This is a genomic window from Streptomyces sp. TRM49041 (assembly GCF_008271805.1).
Taxonomy (GTDB): Bacteria; Actinomycetota; Actinomycetes; order Streptomycetales; family Streptomycetaceae; genus Streptomyces.
In genome coordinates this window covers 1-21,788 of record NZ_VSRY01000014.1, presented here as the reverse complement: position 1 = coordinate 21,788, position 21,788 = coordinate 1, and the positions used below count along the sequence as shown (strand labels likewise).

The 21,788-nt window shown below is 71.7% G+C and carries 16 protein-coding genes; 5 read left to right on the top strand and 11 right to left on the bottom strand.

Going from position 1 to position 21,788, the window contains the following annotated elements:
* Positions 1 to 377: 377 nt before the first annotated feature.
* Positions 378 to 1,262 (top strand): methyltransferase domain-containing protein, encoded by an 885-nt coding sequence (locus FVS66_RS00355; protein WP_187645315.1) that lies wholly within the window; start codon positions 378 to 380, stop codon positions 1,260 to 1,262.
* Positions 1,263 to 1,357: 95 nt separating this feature from the next.
* Here FVS66_RS00355 and ffh read toward each other — a convergent pair whose 3' ends face one another.
* From ffh to FVS66_RS00330, 5 genes are all read right to left on the bottom strand, one after another.
* Complete coding sequence (gene ffh, locus FVS66_RS00350) at positions 1,358 to 2,911, bottom strand: signal recognition particle protein (RefSeq protein WP_149178915.1); 1,554 nt, start codon at positions 2,909 to 2,911, stop codon at positions 1,358 to 1,360.
* Between the two features lie 221 nt (positions 2,912 to 3,132).
* On the bottom strand, positions 3,133 to 5,583 hold the full coding sequence (locus FVS66_RS00345; RefSeq protein ID WP_149178914.1) for a [protein-PII] uridylyltransferase: 2,451 nt from the start codon (positions 5,581 to 5,583) through the stop codon (positions 3,133 to 3,135).
* 12 nt (positions 5,584 to 5,595) lie between these two features.
* Positions 5,596 to 5,934 carry a P-II family nitrogen regulator gene (locus tag FVS66_RS00340; RefSeq protein ID WP_058944845.1) on the bottom strand — a complete coding sequence of 113 codons (339 nt, stop codon included), beginning with the start codon at positions 5,932 to 5,934 and terminating at the stop codon, positions 5,596 to 5,598.
* Positions 5,931 to 7,289: an ammonium transporter gene (locus FVS66_RS00335; protein WP_149178913.1), complete on the bottom strand. Its 1,359-nt coding sequence runs from the start codon at positions 7,287 to 7,289 to the stop codon at positions 5,931 to 5,933. The genes FVS66_RS00340 and FVS66_RS00335 overlap by 4 nt, the downstream gene beginning before the upstream one ends.
* Before the next feature lie 375 nt (positions 7,290 to 7,664).
* Entirely contained in the window at positions 7,665 to 9,134 is a 1,470-nt protein-coding gene (locus FVS66_RS00330) for a hypothetical protein (protein WP_149178912.1), read from the bottom strand.
* A 430-nt stretch (positions 9,135 to 9,564) separates the two neighbouring features.
* On the opposite strand from FVS66_RS00330, the gene FVS66_RS00325 reads away from it, so the two are divergent.
* Positions 9,565 to 10,269 carry a bifunctional DNA primase/polymerase gene (locus tag FVS66_RS00325; protein WP_149178911.1) on the top strand — a complete coding sequence of 235 codons (705 nt, stop codon included), beginning with the start codon at positions 9,565 to 9,567 and terminating at the stop codon, positions 10,267 to 10,269.
* Positions 10,270 to 10,411: 142 nt separating this feature from the next.
* Here FVS66_RS00325 and ftsY read toward each other — a convergent pair whose 3' ends face one another.
* On the bottom strand, positions 10,412 to 11,647 hold the full coding sequence (ftsY, locus tag FVS66_RS00320) for a signal recognition particle-docking protein FtsY (RefSeq protein ID WP_149178910.1): 1,236 nt from the start codon (positions 11,645 to 11,647) through the stop codon (positions 10,412 to 10,414).
* Positions 11,648 to 11,721: 74 nt separating this feature from the next.
* Here ftsY and FVS66_RS00315 point away from each other — a divergent pair, with 74 nt between their 5' ends.
* On the top strand, positions 11,722 to 13,152 hold the full coding sequence (locus tag FVS66_RS00315) for a cytosine permease (RefSeq protein WP_149178909.1): 1,431 nt from the start codon (positions 11,722 to 11,724) through the stop codon (positions 13,150 to 13,152).
* Here FVS66_RS00315 and FVS66_RS00310 read toward each other — a convergent pair.
* From FVS66_RS00310 to FVS66_RS00295, 4 genes are all read right to left on the bottom strand, one after another.
* On the bottom strand, positions 13,149 to 14,567 hold the full coding sequence (locus FVS66_RS00310; protein ID WP_149178908.1) for a sugar porter family MFS transporter: 1,419 nt from the start codon (positions 14,565 to 14,567) through the stop codon (positions 13,149 to 13,151). The two genes, FVS66_RS00315 and FVS66_RS00310, sit on opposite strands and share 4 nt — an antisense overlap.
* 162 nt (positions 14,568 to 14,729) lie before the next feature.
* Positions 14,730 to 18,287, bottom strand: a complete 3,558-nt coding sequence (gene smc, locus FVS66_RS00305; RefSeq protein WP_149178907.1) for a chromosome segregation protein SMC — start codon at positions 18,285 to 18,287, stop codon at positions 14,730 to 14,732.
* Between the two features lie 245 nt (positions 18,288 to 18,532).
* Positions 18,533 to 18,745, bottom strand: a complete 213-nt coding sequence (locus tag FVS66_RS00300) for a hypothetical protein (protein WP_149178906.1) — start codon at positions 18,743 to 18,745, stop codon at positions 18,533 to 18,535.
* 399 nt (positions 18,746 to 19,144) lie between these two features.
* Positions 19,145 to 19,426: an acylphosphatase gene (locus FVS66_RS00295; RefSeq protein ID WP_149178905.1), complete on the bottom strand. Its 282-nt coding sequence runs from the start codon at positions 19,424 to 19,426 to the stop codon at positions 19,145 to 19,147.
* A gap of 179 nt (positions 19,427 to 19,605) precedes the next feature.
* Between FVS66_RS00295 and FVS66_RS00290 the strand changes: the two genes are divergently transcribed.
* Positions 19,606 to 20,505: a CAP domain-containing protein gene (locus FVS66_RS00290; protein ID WP_149178904.1), complete on the top strand. Its 900-nt coding sequence runs from the start codon at positions 19,606 to 19,608 to the stop codon at positions 20,503 to 20,505.
* A gap of 112 nt (positions 20,506 to 20,617) precedes the next feature.
* Here FVS66_RS00290 and FVS66_RS00285 read toward each other — a convergent pair whose 3' ends face one another.
* Entirely contained in the window at positions 20,618 to 21,208 is a 591-nt protein-coding gene (locus FVS66_RS00285; RefSeq protein ID WP_149178903.1) for a flavodoxin family protein, read from the bottom strand.
* A 135-nt stretch (positions 21,209 to 21,343) separates the two neighbouring features.
* On the opposite strand from FVS66_RS00285, the gene FVS66_RS00280 reads away from it, so the two are divergent.
* Positions 21,344 to 21,757, top strand: coding sequence for a helix-turn-helix domain-containing protein (locus FVS66_RS00280; RefSeq protein ID WP_149178902.1), 414 nt, complete (start codon positions 21,344 to 21,346; stop codon positions 21,755 to 21,757).
* The last annotated feature ends 31 nt before the right edge of the window (positions 21,758 to 21,788 follow it).

The following is a 21,788-nucleotide window of genomic DNA, read 5'->3' as shown; positions in this document are numbered from 1 at the left end:
AGTGGCACGACCACGGAGCGACAGCCGAGGCGCGCGCCCCGGCGCGTGTCCGCGTCCATGCGCCGGCCCCCGCTCGCTGTGCGGAAGCGGGCGACGGCACATCGCCGCGGGCGACAGTACCCCGGTGGAGGACGACGCGCGCCACCGGCCCGGTTGCCATGGCGGGAATCGCGCGGCGGCTCCACTATGGGAGGTGGTTCGTGCCGGGCCAGGGGGCGCACGACCGGGGCACGCAAGCATTGCGGCCCAACCCCCTGGACGCGGGGGCGGATGCGGAGTTCCCTGGCTTACGGCAACGTGCGAGCGCACGCACACGGGGGCTGTCAATCAGGGCACGGACGCACAGATGGACCTCTCGGCTGATTGGGGCGCTTTCGATGACACCTATGCTCGTCCAGCACCACCCCCACCCGGCCTCGGCCCCTCCGGCGACAGACGCGCCGGGCCGCGCCCGAGACTGGGCGGAGATCCAGGAGCGGATGCTGGTACCGCTCTACGAAGCGGTGTACGAGCACCTGGAGGTCGGCACCGGGACACGGCTCCTCGGTCTCGGCTGCGGCTCGGGGCTCGCGCTGCTCATGGCCGCCACCCGAGGCGCCCGGGTAACGGGTGTCGACACCGACCACGCACGCGTGGACCTGGCCCGAGAACGGCTGCTCCCCGACCCTTCCGGCCACGGCGGCAGCCCCCGCCGCAGCGGCCCCACCCTGGAGACCAGACTCCTGTACGGCGGCCCCGACGAAGCCGCAGCAGCCGCGGACGCCGTGAGCCCGGCGTACAACCTCGTCACCGCCTTCCAGCCGATCGGCTGCACCGCGGGCGACTCCGACGGTCTCGTCCCCACCCTGACCGCCGCCGTCCGGCTGGCCGAACGCGGCAGCGCCGTCGTCCTGGCCGGCTGGGGCCCGCCCGAGCGCTGCGCCACGACCGGCGTGTTCCGGGTCGCGGGACGGCTCACCGAGCGGCTGCGCGGCCAGGGCGCCTGGCGCCCCGCCCACCGCGACGACCTCGAGGACGTCGCCTCACGGGCCGGGCTCCGCCCCGACGGCTCCGGCCGGGTGGCCTGCCCCTTCGGCTACGCGGACGCCGACAGCGCCGTGCGCGGACTGCTCTCCACCGGTCTTTTCGACTCGGCCGTGAAGGCCGCCGACCAGGCGACCGTCGAGAAGGAGATCGTCGAGGCGCTCCATCCGCACACCCGCCACGACGGGACCGTCTGGATGCCGAACGTCTTCCGCTACCTGGTCGCCAGAATCCCCTGACCCCGTGCCGGGGCGCGGCCACCCGGCCGCCCCGGCACGCGTAAGGGGCACCCACCATGGATGGGCGCCCCTTACCCGAGCACTGCGACCGAACGTCAGCCCATGAACTTCTTGAACTCGTCGGGCAGCTCGAAGTCCTTGTCCGGCTGACCCGCCGGAAGCCCGAACGCCCCGCCCTGCTGTGCCGCCTGCTCCCGGCGCTCGGCGGCGGCCTGCTCCTCGGCCTTCCGCTTCATCGGGTTGCCGCTGCGCCGCTTGCCCTTGGCCTGCTTCTGCTGCTTCTTCTGCCGGCCGGCGCCGCCGCCCATGCCCGGCATCCCCGGCATGCCCGGCATCCCGCCGCCCTGCGCCATCCGGGACATCATCTTCCGCGCCTCGAAGAACCGCTCCACGAGCGACTTCACGGCACTGACGTCGACACCCGAACCCCGCGCGATACGGGCACGGCGGGAGCCGTTGAGGATCGTCGGGTCCTGACGCTCGCCCGGGGTCATCGACTTGATGATCGCGGCGGTGCGGTCGACGTCCCGCTCGTCGATGTTGTTGATCTGGTCCCGCATCTGGGCCATGCCGGGCAGCATGCCGAGCAGCTTGCTGATGCTGCCCATCTTCCGGACCTGCTCCATCTGGGCCAGGAAGTCGTCGAGCGTGAAGTCCTTGCCCTTGCTGCTCGCCAGCTTGGAGGCCATCTTGGCGGCCTCTTCCTGGCTGAAGGTCTGCTCGGCCTTCTCGATCAGCGAGAGGACGTCACCCATGCCGAGGATGCGGGACGCCATGCGGTCCGGGTGGAACGCGTCGAAGTCGTCCAGCTTCTCGCCGTTGGAGGCGAACATGATCTGACGGCCGGTGACGTGGGCGATGGAGAGCGCGGCACCACCGCGGGCGTCGCCGTCGAGCTTGGACAGGACGACACCGTCGAAGCCGACGCCGTCGCGGAACGCCTCGGCGGTGTTGACGGCGTCCTGACCGATCATCGCGTCGACGACGAAGAGGATCTCGTCAGGCGAGACCACGTCACGGATGTCCGCGGCCTGCTGCATCATCTCCTGGTCGATGCCCAGGCGGCCGGCGGTGTCGACGATCACGATGTCGTAGTGCTTGGTCCGCGCGTACTCGATCGAGTCCTTCGCGACCTGGACCGGGTCGCCGACGCCGTTGCCCGGCTCCGGCGCGTAGATCCCGACACCGGCCCGCTCGGCGACGACGCTGAGCTGGTTGACCGCGTTCGGCCGCTGAAGGTCACAGGCGACGAGCAGCGGGGTGTGTCCCTGGCCCTGGAGCCACTTGCCGAGCTTCCCCGCGAGGGTGGTCTTACCGGCACCCTGGAGACCGGCCAGCATGATCACGGTTGGGGCGGTCTTGGCGAAGCGCAGGCGGCGCGTCTCGCCGCCGAGGATGGAGACCAGCTCGTCGTTGACGACCTTGATCACCTGTTGCGAAGGATTGAGCGCCTTGGAGACCTCGGCCCCCAACGCCCGTTCCTTCACGTTCTTGATGAAAGCCCGGACGACCGGCAGGGCCACGTCCGCCTCGAGCAGCGCGATACGGATCTCACGTGCCGTGGCGTCGATGTCGGCCTCGCTGAGGCGACCTTTGCCCCTGAGGTTCTTGAAAGTCGCGCTGAGGCGGTCGGAGAGGGTATCGAACACGGCGGTCGCGGATCCTCGGGTCTAGGGGGCGAGCGGACAGTCGGACTCAAGGGTATCCGGCCGCGCAAGAAGAACGCCCTCGCCTGCCGGATCCGGCAGACAAGGGAGTCGGCCCCGCGTACGCGGGGACCGATCGTCGCCCACCTTCATGACTGCTGTGCCGGTGGTCCACCCCGCATCAGCGGGGAACGCATCCGGTTGACGGACAGGCCGCCGTCAGGTCACGCGCGCAATGTCTCCTCCAGGGTCCGGGCCAGCCCCGACGCCTCCTCCCCGGGCAATGGCGCTCCCTTGACATCCGTCACGTAGAAGGCGTCCACCGCGTTGGCACCCAGCGTGCTCACGTGCGCACTCCGCACCCGCACGTCCGCGCCCTCCAGTCCCCGCCCGATGCGGTGCAGCAGCCCCGGTGCGTCCTGGGCGCGGACCTCGATGACCGTCGCCCGGAACGAGCCGGTCGGGGCGACCGTCACGCGCGGCGGCGGGGCCTGCACGCCCCGCCGCCTGGGATACGCGGCCTCCCGTTCCGCGAGGCGGGAGCGGATGTCCAGGGAGCCGTCCAGGGCGCGGACGAGGTCGGCGCGGAGGCGGGCGGCCTGCGGGAGGGAGCCGTACTCGGCGGCGACACGCCAGTTCAGGACCAGTACCGAGCTGGTCCCGGGGCCGAGCTCCGCCGGGAGGTCGATGGCCCGCAGGTCGGCCGAGCGGACGGTGAGCCGGTGCAGGGCGAGGACCCCGGCGACGGCCGGCAGGACGCCCGGCTGGTCGGGCAGGGCGATGAGGAGCTCCACGCCGACCGGCTCGGGGTCGTCGCCCTCCTGCGCCGACGTCGCGCTCTGGGCGTGCAGGTCCAGGACCGGCTCACCCGTACGGAGGGCCTCGACCGCCAGGCGCTCCTCCTCGGCACTGGGCGCGGGCGGCTCGGGTGCGGGCGGGGCGTCGCCGGCCAGGGCTCCGGCCACCCGCTCGACCAGGTCCGCGACGAGTGAGGCCCGCCATGAGGACCAGGCGGCGGGCCCGGTCGCCAGTGCGTCGGCCTCGGTGAGGGCGTGCAGGAGCTCCAGTGTGGAGACGCTGCCCACGGCCTTGGCGACGGAGTGGACGGTGGCCGGGTCGTCGAGGTCGCGGCGGGTCGCGGTGTCGACGAGCAGCAGGTGGTGGCGGACGAGAGTGGCGAGAACGGCGGCGTCGGCCTGGTCGAAGCCGATGCGGGCGGCGACGTCGCGGGCGATGGTCTCGCCGGCGACGGAGTGGTCGCCCGGCCAGCCCTTGCCGATGTCGTGCAGGAGGGCGGCGACGAGGAGCAGGTCGGGGCGGCCGACGTGGCGGGTGAGGGACGAGGCGCGTACGGCGGCCTCGACGAGGTGGCGGTCGACGGTCCAGGTGTGCACGGGGTTGCGCTGTGGCCGGCACCGTACGCGTTCCCAGTCGGGGATGAGCCGGGTCACCAGGCCCTCGGCCTCCAGGGCCTCCCAGACTGCGACGGTCGGTTCGCCTGCGCCGAGGAGGGTGACGAGCTGTTCGCGGGCCTCGGCGGGCCAGGGCACGGGCAGCGGTTTGGCCGTGGTGGCGAGGCGGCGTACGGCGTGCCGGGAGAGGGTGAGGCCGGACTGGGCGGCCGCGGCGGCGGCGCGGAGCGGCAGGACCGGGTCGCGTTCGGGCTTGGCGGTCCGGGCGAGGACGGCCTCGCCGTCCATCTCTACGACGCCTTCGGCGAGCGGGGTGCGCTCCGGCTGGGGTTTGCCGCCGCCGAGGAGGGCGCGGAGCCGTGGGCGGGCGGAGCGGGCGCGCAGGACGCGGTTGACCTCGCGCCAGGTGACGTCGGAGGCGTACGAGATGGTGCGGGCGGCCTCGTAGACCTCGCGGAGCAGGGTGTCGGCGTCGAGGAGGCCGAGGGCCTTGGCGACCTGGTCCTGTTCCTGGAGGGCGAGCCGGTCGGTGGCGCGTCCGGTGGTGAGGTGGAGGGCGTCGCGGGTGTCGAGGAGGGCGCGGGCGGCGTCGGCGAGCCCTTCGCGGGGGGCGTCGGCGAGCCAGGAGGCGGCTACGGCGCGCAGGGCGGTGGCGTCGCGGAGTCCGCCGCGGGCTTCCTTGAGGTCGGGTTCGAGGAGGTAGGGCAGTTCGCCCTGGCGTTCGGCGCGCTCCTGGCAGAGCTCGTTGAGTTCGGGGAGGCGCTTGGGTGCCAGGTTGCGCCAGTCGGCGAGGACGGCGGTGCGGAGGCCGGCGACGAGGCCGAGGTCTCCGGCGACGGGCCGGGCGTCGAGCAGCCCGAGCTGGACCTTGAGGTCCTCGCCGGCGGTCTTGCGTGCTTCGCCGGGGGTGCGTACGGAGTGGTCGAGGGCGAGGCCGAGGTCCCAGACCGGGTACCAGATGCGGTCGGCGAGGGCGGCGACGGCGCCGGGGTCGGCGGTTCCGTCGTGGAGGAGGAGCAGGTCGAGGTCGCTGCGCGGCGAGAGTTCGCCGCGCCCGTAGCCGCCGACGGCTACGAGGGCGGTGCCGCGGGGCGGGGCGGCGGCGGCGTGGAGTGCGGCCAGCCAGTCGTCGGTGAGCCGGGCCAGGGCGGCACGGCGCGGCGGCCCGGGCCGCGCCTCCTGCTGGAGGAGGCGCAACCGGGCCGCCGCGTAACCGCTGGGTCCCGAGTCTTCGGTCTTCTCTGTCGCTTCGAGGCTCGTCACCCAGCAGCTCCCTTACAGTGCGTCGGGTCCGCGCTCGCCGGTGCGGACACGTACGGCGGTCTCGACGGGGACGCTCCACACCTTGCCGTCACCGATCTTGCCGGTGCGGGCCGCCTTGACGACGACGTCGATGAGCTGTTCGGCGTCGTCGTCCTCGACGAGGACCTCGATGCGGATCTTCGGGACGAGGTCGACGGTGTACTCGGCGCCGCGGTAGACCTCGGTGTGGCCGCGCTGGCGTCCGTAGCCGCTGGCCTCCGTGACGGTCAGGCCATGGACTCCGAATGCCTGGAGGGCCTCTTTGATCTCGTCGAGCCGGTGCGGCTTGACGATCGCGGTGATGAGCTTCATGCGTCCACCTTCTTCTGCTGCGCTGCTGCCACGGTCTCACCGGCCGCGGGCACGGACTTGCGGGGGGCGGCGCCGCCGCCGGCTCCGCTGAAGTCGTACGCGGTCTCGGCGTGCTCGACCTGGTCGATACCGGAGATCTCGTCGTCCTCGCTGACCCGCATGCCCATGGTCTTGTGGATGATCAGGGCGAGGACGGCGGAGACGATCAGAGAGTAGGCGAGGACCGCGACGACACCGATGGCCTGCTTGATCAACTGGTCGACGCCGCCGCCGTAGAAGAGGCCCTTGGCGTCGGACTGGACGCCGCCGGTGGCGAAGAAGCCGACGAGGAGCGAGCCGATGACACCGCCGACGAGGTGGACGCCGACGACGTCGAGGGAGTCGTCGTAGCCGAACTTGTACTTGAGGCCGACGGCCATGGCGCAGAGGAGACCGGCGATGGCGCCGACGGCGATCGCGCCGAGGGGGCTCACGGAGCCGCCGGCCGGCGTGATGGCGACGAGGCCGGCGACTGCGCCGGAGGCGGCACCGAGGGTGGTGCAGGCGCCGTGGCGGATCTTCTCGTAGGCGAGCCAGGCGAGCACGGCGGCGGCGGTGGCGATCTGGGTGTTGATGAACATCACCGCGCCGACGCCGTCGTCGTTGCCGAGCCACGAGCCGGCGTTGAAGCCGAACCAGCCGAACCACAGGAGGGCGGCGCCGAGCATGACGAGCGGCAGGCTGTGCGGCCGCATCGGGTCCTTCTTGAAGCCGACGCGCTTGCCGATGACCAGGATCACGCCGAGGGCGGCCGCACCGGCGTTGATGTGGACGGCGGTACCGCCGGCGAAGTCGATGACGCCCATGTCGAAGAGCCAGCCGCCGTCACCCCAGACCCAGTGGGCGACCGGGAAGTAGACGACGGTGACCCAGAGGGTGATGAAGAGGACCCAGGCGCCGAACTTGACGCGGTCGGCGAGGGCGCCGCTGATCAGGGCGGGGGTGATGATCGCGAACATCAGCTGGAAGACGGCGAAGACGAAGATCGGGATGTTCGTCTCGCCCCAGAGGGCGTCGCGGCCGATGCCGCTCATGCCGGCGAAGTCGGAGGACCAGCCGATGACCGATCCGATGTCGGTACCGAAGGCGATGCTGAAGCCGTAGAGCACCCAGAGGATGGTGACGATCCCGAGGCTGATGAAACTCATCATCAGCATGTTCAGGGTGCTCTTGACGCGGACCATGCCTCCGTAGAAGAAGGCCAGGCCCGGGGTCATGAGCATCACCAGGGCGGAGCAGATGAGCATGAATCCGGTGTTGGCGGCAGAGAGGGTGGGAGCTTCCTCTGCGGCAAGCGTCAGGATGCCTGGGGGCATCGGCGTTCTCCTCGTCGTCGGTCGGCCTGTGCGGGGGCGCGGAGCGGGGGCTGCGCGGCTATGAGGGGTGGCCGGTTATGTCGCAGGAGGTTGGCGCAGCGCGGTTTCCGCAGATGCCACTCGATGTTTCGGCGCAGTGACGAAGAGGGCGGGTGTGTTACGTCGCCGTGAACCGCCGGGTCACGGATGTGTCACGGCGTATCCTCTGCCCCTGTCATGGACCGGCCGCGACAGCTACCCGTTGACCTGGCGGTGGGGGAACCGAGTCGGGCTGTACGGGGTGGCTGTCGCGGCCGGGGTCTTGGTGAGCGGGCCTGGTGGGGGCCCGGGTGGGGCGCCTGCCGGAGGGCCCGCGGGAGGGCCCGTCGGCTCGGGTCAGACGGCCTCGACGGTCTCCGGCAGTTCGGTGGCGAGGCGCTCGGTGAGCCGGACGACCTCCGCCACGTCGCCGAAGTCGCGTACGGCGGTGTCGACGGTCTTGCGGAGCCGGGTGTTGACGCGCTCGGAGCGGACGCGGCGGGCGACCGTGAGGGCGTCCGCCGCTCGGGCCGTGGCCTGTTCGGGTTCGCGCTTGAGCAGGTGGACGGTGGCCATGCCGACGAGGTTCAGGGCGTAGGAGCGCTGGTGCTCCTGGTCCTTCGCGAAGAGGTCGACGGCCCGTTCCATGACGGGTTCGGCGAGGGAGGCGTAGGTGGGGCTGCGGCCCGCGACGTAGGCGAGGTCGCGGAAGGAGTGGGAGTTCTCGCCGTTGAGTTCGGCCTCGGAGAAGAAGCGGATCCAGTCGGGCTCAGGACCGTCGTCGAGCCCGGCGTCGGCGAAGGTGTCCTCGGCCATCCGCACGGCCCGCTTGCACTTGCTGGGCTGGCCCATATTGGCGTACGCGCGGGCCTCCATCGCATACAGCATCGACTGGGTCCGGGAGGTGGCGCAGTCGCGGCTGCCGTACTGGGCGAGGTGGATGAGTTCCAGGGCGTCGTCGGGCCGCCCGAGGTGGATCATCTGGCGGCTCATGGACGAGAGGATGTACGAGCCGAGGGGCTTGTCGCCGGCTTCCTTGGCGGCGTGGAGGGCGAGGACGAAATACTTCTGGGCGGTGGGGTGGAGGCCCACGTCGTAGCTCATCCACCCGGCGAGCTCGGCCAGTTCGGCCGCGCAGCGGAAGAGGCGCTGGGAGGTGGCGCCGGCCTGTGGCTCCTGGAGCAGGTCGGTGACCTCGTGGAGCTGGCCCACCACGGCCTTGCGGCGCAGCCCGCCGCCGCACTGGGCGTCCCATTTGCGGAACATGGTGGTGGTGGACTCCAGCATCTCCAGTTCGGCCTTGGAGAGCCGGTAGGGGCGGCGGCCTTGGGACGGCGGCCCGGCGCGGTCGGTCGCGGGGGTGGGCACCAGCCAGCGCTGCATCGGCTCGATGAGGGAGGGGCCGGCGGCGAGGGCGAGCGAGGAGCCGAGGAATCCGCGTCGGGCAAGCATGAGGTCGCTCCGGGAGAACTCGCTGAGGAGCGAGACGGTCTGCGGACCTGCCCAGGGGAGGTCGACGCCGGACACCGAGGGTGACTGGTGGGCCGTGCGCAGCCCGAGGTCCTCGATGGCGACGACGGTGCCGAAGCGTTCGGAGAACAGCTCCGAGAGGATGCGCGGGATGGGCTCGCGCGGCTGTTCGCCGTCGAGCCAGCGCCTTACGCGGGAGGTGTCCGTGCTGATGTGGTGTGCGCCCATCTGGCGTGCCCGGCGGTTCACTTGACGCGCGAGCTCGCCCTTCGACCAGCCGCTGCGCACGAACCACGAGCTGAGCTGGTCGTTCGGGCGCTTACCGGCATTCGTACCGTCTGTGCCGCTGCCGCCCACTGAAAGGCCCCCATCCGCCGTCTCGCCGTATTGCCCGAACCCTTGTCAGAATGCCGTCAGTTGTGGTCCCGCGTCCGGGGTTCGCACCCTTCGAACCGGACGCCGCCTTGCCTCGGGCATACCCACGGGTGCAGACGCTACCCGGAGTTCGTGCACCGAAAGTAGCCCTACGATCACCCGCCCCGCGAGCCCGATTCCATAAACGCCACCATTCGCCACCCCTTCGAATGAACTCGCCCGGCGCGGGGCGCGATTCACTTGACACATGACGATCGGGAGCCCGGCGCGCTGACGTGTGAGGCAGCGCTCGAAAGGTGCTACGCCACCCTGCGCGCCTCCGCACGCCACCCGAACGAGGGACCGTGCGACACAGTGTCACGACAAGACTCCGGGTCGTAACCACCGGCGAGTTCAACCCGTTGGAGGGGGCATGGGCTTCACGATCGGCGGCACGCGCATCCGCGAAATGCGGTCCGGATGGACGGGATTGACCGGCCTCACAGGGTTGACGTTGTCCGGGGCCCGCCGCCGTGCGACCAGGGCGGCGGAGTGCACCGTGGTGGCGGAGTACACCGGCCTGTGGGGCTGGGACGTGGCGCCGGGGGCCCGCGCGGCGTCCGGAGCGTGCTCGTGCGGCGACGCCGCTTGTACGGCGCCGGGGGCCCATCCGCTGGGGTTCGCCCCCGAGGTGCCCGCCGGGGCGTCGCTGGACGCGGTCGCCGAGGCGTGGTCGGGGTTCCCGGGTGCGGCGCTGCTGCTGCCGGTCGGGCGGTCGTTCGACGTACTGGAGGTCGCCGAGGAGGCGGGGCGCCGGGCGCTGGTGCGGCTGGAGCGGATGGGGCTGCCGCTGGGGCCGGTGTGCGTGACGCCTACGGGGCGGGCGCAGTTCTTCGTCGCGCCCGGTGCGGCGGCGGAGCTGCCGCGGCTGCTGTACCGGATGGGGTGGGACGACGCGGATCTGGATCTGCACTGCCTGGGGGCGGGCTCCTGGATCACGGCCCCGCCGTCGGACCACGCGGGCCTCGGCCCGGTCCGCTGGCTGCGGGCCCCGTCCCTGGACGCCACGCACGCGCCGCCGCAGGCGCGGTTGCTGCTGGGCACCTTGGCCTACATCTGCCACCGCTCAGGGGCCTGAGGGACGTCCCCGCAGGGGCCGGCGGCATCGGCCGACCGACGGGTCTCCATCGCCCGGGGCAGCCGCCCCCGAGGAGGTGAGCCCGGAGGGGGCAGCGTCCCTTGCGCCCACCCTCCCCCGGGCTACGGACTCCGCGGCCGCGTCAGGCCGTCGGTTCGCCGATGAGCGCGTCCACGAAGGCTTCGGGCTCGAAGGGGGCCAGGTCGTCGGGGCCCTCACCCAGGCCGACGAGCTTGACGGGAACGCCGAGCTCGCGTTGGACGGCTACGACGATGCCGCCCTTGGCCGTGCCGTCCAGCTTGGTGAGGACGATGCCGGTGATGTCGACGACCTCGGCGAAGACGCGGGCCTGTACCAGGCCGTTCTGGCCGGTGGTGGCGTCCAGGACGAGCAGGACCTCGTCCAGCGGGCCGTGCTTCTCGACGACACGCTTGACCTTGCCGAGCTCGTCCATGAGGCCGGCCTTGGTGTGCAGGCGGCCCGCGGTGTCGATGAGCACGACGTCGGCGCCCTCGGCGATACCTTCCTTCACCGCGTCGAAGGCGATGGACGCCGGGTCGCCGCCCTCCGGCCCCCGTACCGTACGGGCGCCGACACGCTCGCCCCAGGTCTGGAGCTGGTCGGCGGCGGCCGCGCGGAACGTGTCGGCGGCGCCCAGCACGACGGAGCGGCCGTCGGCGACCAGGACGCGCGCCAGCTTGCCGGTCGTGGTGGTCTTGCCGGTGCCGTTCACGCCGACGACCATCACGACGCCGGGGGTGTCGAGGCCGCCCTCTGTCTTGACGGTGCGGTCGAAGTCGGGACCCAGCAGGGTGAGGAGCTCTTCACGGAGGAGCGTGCGCAGCTCTTCCGGGGCGCGTGTGCCCAGGACGCGGACGCGCTCGCGGAGGCGCTCCACGAGCTCCTGCGTCGGGGCGACACCGACGTCCGCGGTGAGGAGGGTGTCCTCGACCTCCTCCCATGTCTCCTCGTCGAGGCGCTCACGCGAGAGGAGCGTGAGCAGCCCCTTGCCGAGGGAGTTCTGGGAGCGGGCGAGGCGGGCGCGCAGCCGGACGAGGCGGCCGGCGGTCGGCGCCGGGACCTCGATCTCACGGACCGGAGGCGCGGCCATGACCGGGTCCTCGACCGCGGTCGGCTCCTCGACGATCTCCTCGGCGGTCGGGAGGTCGACCTCCTCGATGGTTCGGCGCGGTTCTTCGCGCGGTGTCTCCGCCTCCTCGCCGACATGCGGTTCGGCGGGCGGAGCGGTGATGGTCGGCGTGGTCGACGGGGCCCCGGGCGGCGGCAGCTGCCTCTTCCGGCGGCTGCTGACGACGAGGCCGCTGATCACTCCGACCGCGACCAGGGCGATTACTACAGCAAGGATGACGAATTCCATGGTCCGTCCAGTATGCGTGAAGCCGCTGCCGCGCCCTCTTGCCGCGACGTCCCATTTGGGCAATTCTGCGGTGAATGTATGAGAGGCGGGGTCTGGAGCCCGTGCCTGACGCCGAGCGCGTGGGCCGGGTCCGTGAGCTTTTCCCGACGTGGGTCGCGGCGAACATCACGGTGCTGCTGCTCACCGTGGGCGCGGGCCTGGTGGTTCTGCACGGGCTGAACTTCTGGCAGGTGCTGGTCGTCGCGGTGACGGCGCCGCTCGTCTCGTTCGGGATCGTGGGTCTGGTCTCGATCGCGGGGAAGCGCGGCGGGGCGCCGGGCATGGCGCTGTCGCGTGCGGTCTTCGGGCAGCGCGGGAACCTGCTGCCGGGGGCACTGATCTGGGCGGCTCGGTGGGGCTGGGAGACGATCAACGCGGTGACCGGCGCGTACGCGCTGCTGAGCGTCCTGGACCTGCTCTTCGGGGTGCGGGGCGGCACACCGCTCGTCGTGGTGACGCTGCTGCTCTTCGTCGGGGCGACATTCCTGCTGTCGGGGCTGGGGATCGGGGCGCTCCGGGTGTGCTGCCGCTGGTCGGCGTATCTGTTCGGGGCGTTCTCGGTGCTGATCCTCGTCCATCTGATCGCGCGGACCGACTGGGGTGCGGTGTTCGGGCGGCCGCCGGGGCAGGCGTCGATGATGGCGGTGGGGGTGGGGACGCTCGCGGCCGGGGCGATCAGCTGGGCGCCGTCGGCGCCGGACTTCACGCGCTATCTGCCGCGTACGGCGTCGAGCCGGGCCATGGTCGGTGCGACGGTCGCGGGGGCGGCGGTCGTGGTGGTGCCGCTGGTGCTGATGGGCACGGTGATGGCGGTGTCGACGCCGGGCCTGGCGCAGACCCATGACCCCGTGTCGTTCATCGGGGCCCTGCTGCCGCTCTGGCTCTCTGTGCCGTATCTGCTGATCGCGCTGGTCGGCATGCTGCTGATCAACGCGCTGTCGATGTATTCGGCGGGCTTCACCGCTCAGACGCTCGGGGTGCGGCTGCCACGTGGCTGGGCGGTGGCGGTGAACGCGGTCATCAGCCTGGTGCTGGGTCTTCTGCTGATGCTGGTGGTGAGCAGCTTCCTGGGGGCGTTCCTGTCGTTCCTGACGCTGTTGGGGGTGGCGTTCTCCGCGTGGATCGGCGTGTTCGGCGCGGACATGCTGCGACGGAGGTCGTACGACGGTACGGCGCTGCTGGACACGGGCCGGTCGAGTGCGTACTGGTACCGCGGCGGGTTCGCGTGGCGGGCCGTGGCCGGGTGGGGTGCGGCACTGGCGGTGGGGCTGCTGTTCACCCGGGTGGACTGGTTCGCGGGGCCGCTGGCGGACAGCTGGCCGGGCCGTAACGGGCTCGGCTGGGTGGTGACCGTGCTGGTGGCGGCCGTGGTGTACGGCGTACCGGGACGGCCGACTGCCCCGGCGCGCGCGGAAGGGGCGGGCCGGGGCAGTCGGGAGATCGAGGAGAGGGGCAGCGGGGATTAGCCCATCTCCTCCAACGCCTTGCCCTTGGTCTCCTTCACGAACTTGAGCACGAAGGGGATGGAGAGCACGGCGAAGACCGTGTAGATGACGTAGGTGCCGGACAGATTCCACTCCGCGAGGGACGGGAAGCTCGCGGTGATCACCCAGTTGGCCACCCACTGGGCGGAGGCGGCGATGCCGAGGGCCGCGGCGCGGATGCGGTTGGGGAACATCTCGCCGAGGAGGACCCAGACCACCACGCCCCACGAGAGGGCGAAGAACAGGACGAAGGCGTGCGCGGCGACCAGGGCGACGACGCCCTGGGTGCCGGGCAGCCTGCCGTCCACGAGGTCGGCGGAGAAGGCCCACGCCTCGCAGGCGAGGGCGACGGCCATGCCGGCGGACCCGACGAGGGCGAGGGGCTTACGGCCGACCCGGTCGACGAGGACCATCGCGATCACGGTGCCGACGATGTTGATGATCGACGTGGTGAACGAGTAGAGGAACGAGCTCGACGGGTCGACGCCGACCGACTGCCTCAGCGTCGCGGAGTAGTAGAAGGCGACGTTGATGCCGACGAGCTGCTGGAAGACGGAGAGGCCGATGCCGACCCAGACGATCGGCAGGAGGCCGAACCGGCTGCCGAGCAGGTCCTTGAAGGTGGACTTGTGCTCGCGGTGCATGGCGTTCTCGATCTCGGCGACGCGGGCGTCGAGGTCGACGCCGTGGCCCTCGACCTCGGTGAGGACCTCGCGGGCGCGGTCGCGGCGGCCGACGGAGATCAGGAAGCGCGGCGACTCGGGGATGGCGAAGGAGAGCAGTCCGTACAGCACGGCCGGGAGGACCTCGACGCCGAGCATCCACTGCCATGCCTCCAGGCCGGCGATCTCACCGCGCTGCTGCCCGTCGGCCGTGTTGAGGATGGCCCAGTTGACCAGCTGGGAGACGGCGATGCCGATGACGATGGCGGCCTGCTGGAAGGAGCCGAGACGGCCGCGGTAGGCGGCGGGTGCCACCTCGGCGATGTACGCGGGGCCGATCACGGAGGCCATGCCGATGGCGAAGCCGCCGACGACCCGCCAGAAGGCGAGGTCCCAGAGGGTGAACGGCAGGGCGGAGCCGATGGCGCTGACCGTGAAGAGGACGGCGGCGATCCGCATGCACCGGATACGGCCGATGCGGTCGGCGATCCGGCCCGCGGTCGCGGCGCCGACGGCACAGCCGATCAGGGCGACGGCGATGACCTGGGCCAGCGTCCCGGAGCCGATGTCGTAGCGGTCCCGGATGGCTTCGACAGCGCCGTTGATGACGGAGCTGTCGTAGCCGAAGAGGAAGCCGCCCATCGCGGCGGCGGCCGTGATGAAGATGACGTGGCTGAGGTGGTCGGGGTGGGCCTGCCTGGCCCCGGAGGCAGGGGGCCGCGCTGTGCTGGTCACGTGTACTCCTGGGCCCGGCGCCGTCGCCGGGGGCCGCACTTGAAGGTAAAAGCAACGTTGCAGAGACTATGCCTTCAAGTTTCGAAGTCAAGAGCCTGTTCGATGCGAATCTGAAGACCGACCTATGAAGCTTGTGTTCATTAATTGAAGATCAGTCGCTGATCAGCGCAGACGCTGGCTGATGACCTTGGAGACGCCGTCCCCCTGCATCGAGACGCCGTAGAGGGCGTCCGCGACCTCCATGGTCCGCTTCTGGTGGGTGATGACGATCAGCTGTGAGCTCTCCTGGAGCTCCTGCATGATCCGGATGAGCCGCTGGAGGTTGGTGTCGTCCAGCGCGGCCTCCACCTCGTCCATCACATAGAACGGACTCGGCCGCGCCTTGAAGATCGACACGAGCATGGCGACGGCCGTCAGCGACCGCTCGCCGCCGGAGAGCAGCGACAGCCGCTTGACCTTCTTGCCGGGCGGGCGCGCCTCGACGTCGACGCCCGTGGACAGCATGTTGTCGGGGTCCGTCAGGACGAGGCGCCCCTCGCCACCCGGGAACAGCCGCGAGAAGACACCCTCGAACTCCCTGGCCGTGTCCCGGAACGCCTCGGTGAAGACCTGCTCGACACGTTCGTCGACCTCCTTGACGACCTGGAGAAGGTCGGCGCGGGTCTTCTTCAGGTCCTCCAGCTGCTCCGAGAGGAACTTGTGGCGCTCCTCCAGTGCCGCGAACTCCTCCAGGGCGAGCGGGTTGACCTTGCCGAGCTGCTGGTAGGCCCGTTCCGCGGCCTTGAGCCGCTTCTCCTGCTCGGCCCGTACGAACGGCCGGGCGCTGTTACGGGGGTGCTCAGGGTCCTCGGGGACCTCCTCGCCGTCGGCCGGCGGGGCGGGCGGCACGGGCTGGCCGGGGCCGTACTCGGCGACGAGCGCGGCGGGTTCGACGCCCAGTTCCTCCAGGGCCCGGGTCTCCAGCTGCTCGATGCGCAGCCGCTTCTCGGCGCCCAGCACCTCGCCGCGGTGCACCGAGTCGGTGAGCTTGTCCAACTCGGCCTTCAGGTCCCGGCCGCGGGTGCGGGCGGCGGCCAGGTCCTGTTCGCGGGCGGCCTTGGCGGTCTCGGCGGCGGACCGTTCCTGCTCGGCGCGGACGAGGGACACCTCGATATGGGCGAGGAGCTGCCGGGCGCCCGAGGCGACGGCCGCGGCGACCTCCGCCTCGTGGCGCAGCCGGGTGCGGCGCCGCTCGGCCCGCAGCCGGGCCTCGCGTTCGGCGCGAGCGGCGCGGTCCAGGGAGTCGGCCCGGCCGGCCAGGCCCTTGACACGTTCCTCGTGGGTGCGGGCCTGGAGGCGGGCCTCCATCTCGGTCTGGCGGGCGTTGGCCCCGTCGGCGGCGAGGCGGTCGCGTACGGAGGTGTCGGGCTCCTCCTCGGCGGGCGCCTCCTCGGCGACCAGGAGCCGCTCGGCCAGCTCCTCGGCCTCCTCCGCCGCCCGGTCGAGGGCCTCCTGGGCGCGGGCCACGGCGGCGCCCGCGCGTTCGGCCTCCTCGGCGGCGCCCCTGGCCTGTCCGGCGAGGCGTCCCAGCCGCTGGGCGACGCCGGACTTCTCCCGGTCGGCGGCCCTGCGCCGCTCCGCCAGCTCCTCGACCCTCGCCGCGCGGGTGCGCCGCCGCTCGGCGGCCTCCTGCTGCCGCACGGCGAGGTCTTCGCACCGTACGGCCAGCTCGGCCAGCTCGGTGGCGGCCTCGTCGACGGACGCCTGGACCTCCAGGAGGCTGGGCGCCCCGGCGGAGCCGCCCTGCGCGAAGTGCGCGCCGAGCAGGTCGCCCTCGGCGGTGACGGCGGTCAGCCCGGGCCGCGCGTACACCAGGTCCTCGGCGTCCTCGAGGGTGCCGACGACCACCATGTCCCGCAGCAGGCGGCGCACGGCCGGCAGCAGATCCTCGGGCCCGCGCACCAGGTCGGCCGCCCAGGACACGCCGTCGGGGAGGGCCGGGCGCGGCTCCTCGGGCCCTTGGAGGCCGGCGACGAGCAGCGCGGCGCGCCCCGCGTCCTGTTTGCGCAGGAGCCGGATCGCCTCGGTGGCGGTCGCCGGGCCGTTCACCGCGAGCGCGTCGGCGGCGGCCCCCAGGGCGGCGGCGAGGGGGACCTCGTGGCCGGGGGTGACGGTGAGCAGCTCGGCGGCGGGGCCGAGGAGTCCGGCGAGCCGGTCGGCGGCGTCGAGGAGGGCGCCGGTGCCGTCCTTGCGGCGCAGCCCGAGCGCGAGGGCGTCGTGCCTGGCCTGGGTGGCGGCACGCGTGCGCTCGGCCGCGGTGGCTGCCTCGCGGGTGGTGGTGAGCGTGGCCTCGGCGTCGACCAGCTCGCGCTTGGCGGCCTCGTGGGCGCCGACGAGTTCGGCGTCGTCCGCGTCGAGGCCGTCCACCTCGGCCTGGAGCCGCTCGTACTCCTCCTGGGCCGTGGCGGCGCGCTCCCGGGCCTCGTCGCGGGTGGCGGTGAGCCGGTCGATCTCGGCCTGTGCGGCGGCGGCGCGGGAGCGGGCGGCGCCCACCTTGCCGGTGAGCCGGGCGAGGCCCTCGCGGCGGTCGGCGATGGCTCGGGCGGCGTCCTTGAGGCGGCGCTCCTCGGCGGCGAGGGCGCGCTCGAGTTCGGCGCGGTGCGCGACGGTGTCCTCCAGGGCGCGCTCGGCGGCCTCCAGGGCGGCCTCCAGCTCGGCCTCCTGTTCACGGACGCGGGCGGCTTCGCGCTCCAGGTCCTCGGGATCGCGGCCGCGCCGTTCCTCGACGGGCTGCGCGGTGGCGCTCTTGACGCGGGCGTCGGCCAGGGAGATCGTGCCGCGCACCCGCTCGGCCAGCCGGGACAGCTCGTACCAGGTGTGCTGGGCGCGGTGGAGGCGGGGCGCGAGGAGTCCCACCTCGTCCTCCAGGGCGGCCTCGCGGGCCAGGGCGGCCTTCAGCTCCGCCTCGGCTTGCTCCTTGCGTTCCCGGAGCGCGGCCTCGTCGGCCACCTCGGCGCTCAGCGCCTCCCGGAGCCGTACGAGGTCGTCGGCGAGGAGGCGCAGCCGGGCGTCCCGGAGCTCGGCCTGGATGACGGCGGCACGGCGGGCGACGGCGGCCTGCCGGCCGAGGGGCTTGAGCTGGCGGCGGAGCTCGTCGGTGAGGTCCTGGACGCGGGCGAGGTTGGCCCGCATCGCGTCCAGCTTCCGCAGCGCCTTCTCCTTGCGCTTGCGGTGCTTGAGTACGCCCGCGGCCTCCTCGATGAAGGCGCGGCGGCCCATCGGGTCGGCGTGCAGGACGGAGTCGAGCCGGCCCTGCCCGACGATGACGTGCATTTCCCGGCCGATGCCGGAGTCGCTGAGGAGTTCCTGGATGTCGAGGAGACGGCAGGTGTCTCCGTTGATCTGGTATTCGCTGCCACCGTTGCGGAACATGATCCGTGTAATGGTGACTTCCGCGTAGTCGATGGGCAGCGCGCCGTCGGAGTTGTCGATCGTGAGGGAGACCTCGGCGCGTCCGAGGGGCTGTCTGCCGGTCGTTCCGGCGAAGATCACATCTTCCATCTTGCCGCCGCGCAGGGATTTCGCTCCCTGTTCTCCCATGACCCAGGAGAGCGCGTCGACCACATTGGACTTGCCGGAGCCATTGGGGCCGACGACGCAGGTGATGCCCGGTTCGAACCGCAGTGTGGTGGCGGAGGCGAACGACTTGAAACCGCGAAGGGTCAGGGCCTTGAGGTGCACGCTCCCGGACTCTACCGGCCGGGTTTCGTTTGACCCATGAACGTGAAGGGCAGATCAGTCGGTAAGTACGGCGCGTGCAGCGGTGAACACTCCATGAACACACGCGTGAACACGCTCGCGCACTCAGGTGATCACCGGCTGAAAAGAAAGAAGGGACGCCGTAGCGTCCCTTGCATATCTGTTTCTCGCGAGAATGTTTCTCACCAACCCGCAGGCCCAAGTGCTACGGGGTTCCCTTGCGGGTGTCAGGTGAGCGCAGGCTCGCCCTTGGGTACGTCGATGTCGATGCCCTCGAGCAGCGGCTCGCGGTGAGCGGCGGCAGCGGCGAGCGCGTCGTTCTCGGACTGGATCCGTACCAGCTCGGACTCCAGGTCCTGGACGCGCTGCTGAAGCCGTCGCATCTCGGCGAGCAGTCGCGGGTCGGTACCGCCGACATAACCGAGAAGCGCCTTTGCCATGATGGATGGTCCTCCACAATGAGTGACCGACCGAAGCGGTGTGGGTCGTGAGGGAATCGCACCCGCAGTGCCTGGCAGTACGTGATGCCGCTGCGGTTCTTACTGCCAAACAGCTAAGGTGCGCGGGGCTTCCAGAGTCTCACCAAAAAGTTTGACGGTCAACACGATCACGCCCCGCATCAAGGGACGACCGGGGGCTGCGGCCGCTGAATGTGCGGCGGTGCCTCGCGCGCGGTGCCTAATGGGGCGTGGAGATCATCCTTGCGTGCCCGGGTCGCCATCACAACCCCTTCTCGGCAATCACCTGGTCATTTCTGCCCCAGCCGACCGCGCGCACGGCCGCCCGGACGCCCCCGTGACGCTCTCACACCCCTCGGCGACACCGTGTGGCGGACGGTCTCAGCGGACCGCGAAGCCGTCGTATCCGCCGCGCGGCGTGTCCCAGATCTCAGTCACCCCGTCGACACGGCCGGGCGTGTCGCCGGAGCGCAGCCACTCCAGGAGACGGTGGCAATTCTCACTCGGGCCCTCGGCGACGACCTGGACGCGGCCGTCGTCCAGATTCAGGGCGAAGCCGTTGAGACCGCCGATCTCCAGGGCGTTGGCCCTGGTGAACCAACGGAAGCCCACTCCCTGTACCTGTCCGCGTACCCAGGCGGTGAGCCGTGCGTCGTCGTTCATGACTGCACGCTAACCGGCCAATGGGGCCGTCAACACTTCACCCCCGCGTGTCATGGCGTACAGTCCCCACCCAATGAGCCTCACTCGTTCGGGTGAATCACACCGGAAACACGGGGCTCGGAGATCGAAGAGATCGACCCGAGACAGCAGGAAGCAGCTGGAAGCAGGAGGCAGGGCAGATGGGACGCCATCGACGCTCCGGCGCCGCAGCCGCAGCCGACGAGTACGCGGCCGGCGGGGCGGCCGGTTCGTCCGGCCGCCGCCGCGGTGCGCGCCGGAAGAAGAGCGCCGGGTTGCCGACGCGGGGCGGGCTGCTCGGCGCCTCGGCCGCGATGGCGGTGGGTGCCGTCGCCGTCACCTCGGGGCTCCTGCCCGGCGGTGAGAAGTTCAGCCTCGGCAGCGGCTCGTCCGGCGAGCAGATACGTTCCGGGAGCAGCCCGGAGCTGAACGCGCAGGGCGGTGCCACAGCCGCGCCGACCGCGACGCACTCCTCCGCCTCGCCGACGCCGAGCCCGTCGCCGTCCCTGGCGGCCCCGTCGAAGACCCCGTCGCCCACGCCGACGACCGCCTCGCCCTCATCGCCCCCGCGTACGAAGACGGCGTCCCCCACGCCCACGAAGACCGCCACGACCGCGCCCCGCACGGCGACGACCGCGCCGAAGACCACCGCGCCGACCACGCTGCAGAAGACGACCAGCCGTGAGGCCGCGGCGGAGGCCGCCGTGCTGGACCTGGTCAACAAGGAGCGCGCCAAGGCGGGCTGCAGCCCGCTGCGCGCCTCGTCGGACCTCGCCGACCTGGCCAGGGCGTTCAGCAGGGACATGGCGGCGCGGGACTTCTTCTCCCACACGGACCCGGACGGCGACGGCCCCTGGGACCGGGCCGCGCAGGCGGGCGTCGAGGGGCTGGGCGGCGAGAACATCGCCCGCGGCCAGGCGGACGCCGAGGCGGTGATGTCCTCGTGGATGAACAGCGAGGGCCACCGCGCGAACATACTGAACTGCGACTTCAAGACGCTCGGCGTCGGTGTCCACTTCGGGGACGGCGGCCCCTGGTGGACCCAGAACTTCGGCTTCTGACCTCGGTTCCGACCACCGGTTCCGACCACCCGTTCTCCGTATACGGATAGGGCCGAGGGCCCCGTCACCTTCTCGGTGGCGGGGCCCTCGGCCGTATCCGTGGGTGTGCTCGTCAGGCGGTGACGGCCGCGCGGCCCGCGATGAAGGTGCGGGCGGCGTCGGCGACCCGGCGGCCGAGGTGCTCGGCGGTCGCGATGTCCGCCTTGTGTACGGCGTCCGGGCCCTCGTCGCTGTTGGTCTGGGCGCCGGCGCCGGCGAAGATTCCCAGGCGGTTGAGGTCGTGCTCGGACGCGGTGCTGGAGTTCCAGCCCGGCTTCAGACCCAGGTTCACCCAGTGCATGCCGTGCTGCGCGGCGAGGATCTGGAAGAACTGCAGGGTGTGCAGCTTGTCGCCGCTCTTGGAGGCGGAATTGGTGAAGCCGGCGGCCAGCTTGTCCTGCCAGGCGTCGGCGAACCAGCGCTTGGAGGTGGCCTCGGCGAAGACATGGAAGGCGCCGGACGCGGTGCCCATGTAGGTGGGCGAGCCGAAGATGATCGCATCCGAGGCGTCGAGCAGTTCCCACTCCGCGTCCGTGAGCTCGTCGACGCTGAGCAGGTGGACCGTGGCTCCGGCGGAGGCGGCGCCGTCGCGGACGGCCTCGGCGATGACGGCGGTGTGGCCGTAGCCGGAGTGGTAGGCGATCGAGACGACAGGCTTGGTCATGCGGGTCTCCTGGTTCGGCGGGATGGGCGGCCGCGTGCTGCGTACCGGCGTGCCGCGTCGGCGGCTCCAAGAAAAGCACTAACTTCTAGTTAGTGCAACCCGACAGTTAGCGCTGTGGGAGCGTATGGTGGTGGTATGAGAGAAGCGGCGGCAGCGGACGTGACCCGCGACGAGGATCTCGCCTTCGACGTGTTCGCCAAGCAGTGCCCGTCCCGCGGCACACTGGAGCACGTCACAGGCCGCTGGGGCGGCCTGACCCTGGGCGCGCTGCACGAGGGCAGCCTTCGCTTCAACGAGCTGCGGCGACGCGTGGACGGCGTCAGCGAGAAGATGCTGTCCCAGACGCTGCACGCGCTGGAGCGGGACGGACTGGTGCACCGTGAGGCGCAGCCGACGAACCCGCCGCGCGTGGACTACGATCTGACGCCGCTCGGCCGGGAGGTCACCGAGCGGCTCCTGGGGCTGATCCACCTCGTGGAGGGCCGTATGCCGGAGGTGCTCGCGGCGCGCGAGCGGTACGACGTGGCGCGCGGCGGGCCGGGGGCCTGAGACGCGGCGGCGGCCCCGGGCGTTGCCCCGC